Raw genomic sequence first — 1,621 nt, 5'->3', positions numbered from 1 at the left:
ATGAGCCACGAAGGAGGCGCACTCGGGGACGCTCGGACACTCCTTGAAAATGTCCAGGTTCTCGGTGATAAGGCGTTTGTCGGCGATCGGATTGTCGGAGTCGCCCAGCATGGCCCGCTCCGCGCCGTACTTGAGCAGCGCGTAGGCGTCCTTGGCGTAGTAGGTCTCGTCGAAGACGACGGCCTTGGGCTCGCCGAGCCTGACGAACCGGAGGATCCCGCCGAAGACGGCCACGGCCAGCGTGCCGATCCAGCCCCACAGAGCGCTCTCCTGCATCGCAGGGACAAGACTCTGTCGGGAAACCCCCCAGTTCCTCACGATTTGCAGCCTATGGCGTTGCCGATCTTCTGTGAACTGCGTCATAGAGCTCTCGTTTGGGCATACCGGCGCCCCTGGCCACGTCCGCGACGGCGGTCTTGGCCGGCTCGCCCGCGGCCACCCGGCGGTCGACCTCGGCCACGAGCGCCGTCACGTCGAGCTCACCCGCATCGGCCACATGACCGGCGACCACGATGGTGATCTCGCCCTTGACGCCCTCGGCCGCCCACTCGGACAGCTCACCGAGGCCGCCGCGCCTGACCTCCTCGTACGTCTTGGTCAGCTCGCGGCAGACGGCCGCCCGCCGGTCGGCGCCGAACGCCTCGGCCATCGCCTCCAGGCAGGTGTGCAGCCGGTGCGGCGCCTCGAAGAACACCATCGTGCGCTCCTCCTGCGCCAGGCCGGCCAGGCGGCGGGCCCGGTCGCCGGCCTTGCGCGGCGGGAAGCCCTCGAAGCAGAACCGGTCGCTGGGCAGCCCGGAGACGGCCAGCGCGGTGGTGACGGCGCTCGGCCCCGGCAGCGCGGTGACCGTGATGCCCGCCTCGACGGCCAGGTGGGTCAGCCGGTAGCCGGGGTCGGAGACGCCCGGCATGCCCGCGTCCGTGATCACCACCACCGTGCGCCCCTGCTTGAGCGACTCGACGAGCTCCAGGGCCCGGCCGGCCTCGTTGGCGTCGTAGTAGGACACGACGCGCCCGCCGAGCTCCACGCCGAGGTCGTTCGCCAGCCTGCGCAGCCTCCTGGTGTCCTCGGCGGCCACCACGTCGGCGCTGGCCAGCACCTCCCTCAGCCTCGGCGAGACATCCCCCACCTGGCCTATAGGGGCTCCTGCCAGCACCAACCTGCCGTCGTTCGTCACCCGGCCATTGTGGCAGGCCATCCCCTTTGAGCCGTGTTTCCTGGGTAACCACCGGCTTCAGCCCCGTACGATGTCCGAATGGCGGTGACCGATTTCCCGTACCAGACCTCTGGTGAGCCGGAGTCTGACCCGAGCGGTCCTCGCATGCCTTCGGTGCGCGACCGGATGGTCCCGCCGATGCGCGGCAGCAGGATGTGGGGCTGGATCGGCCCGCTGATCGTGACCGTTTTCGGCGGGATCATCCGCTTCATCAACCTCGGTCACCCCAAGGCCATCGTCTTCGACGAGACCTACTACGCCAAAGACGGCTTCTCCCTGATCACCTGGCTCGTCGAACGCACCCCCGTCAAGGACGCCGACAAGGCGATCCTGGCCGGCAACACCGACATCTGGCAGCAGTGCACCCCCTCGAACGCCGGCGAGTGCGCCGCCTACGTCGTCCAC

General features: G+C 69.0%; 1 protein-coding gene and 2 pseudogenes. 1 reads left to right on the top strand and 2 read right to left on the bottom strand.

From position 1 onward, the window contains the following. Nucleotides 1-276 (bottom strand): annotated as a pseudogene (locus tag ACTMTF_RS49335) (phospholipid carrier-dependent glycosyltransferase); the annotation flags it as partial. A 52-nt stretch (nt 277-328) separates the two neighbouring features. After that, nucleotides 329-1,198: a 16S rRNA (cytidine(1402)-2'-O)-methyltransferase gene (gene rsmI / locus ACTMTF_RS49330; protein WP_397012086.1), complete on the bottom strand. Its 870-nt coding sequence runs from the start codon at nt 1,196-1,198 to the stop codon at nt 329-331. Nucleotides 1,199-1,255: 57 nt separating this feature from the next. On the opposite strand from rsmI, the pseudogene ACTMTF_RS49325 reads away from it, so the two are divergent. Continuing rightward, a pseudogene (locus tag ACTMTF_RS49325) lies at nt 1,256-1,621 on the top strand (phospholipid carrier-dependent glycosyltransferase); the annotation flags it as partial.

It is taken from the genome of Nonomuraea sp. ZG12 (genome assembly GCF_052068115.1).
Lineage (GTDB): Bacteria > Actinomycetota > Actinomycetes > Streptosporangiales > Streptosporangiaceae > Nonomuraea.
The sequence above is the reverse complement of the archived record's forward strand: the minus strand, read 5'-3'. Positions and strand labels throughout refer to the sequence as shown.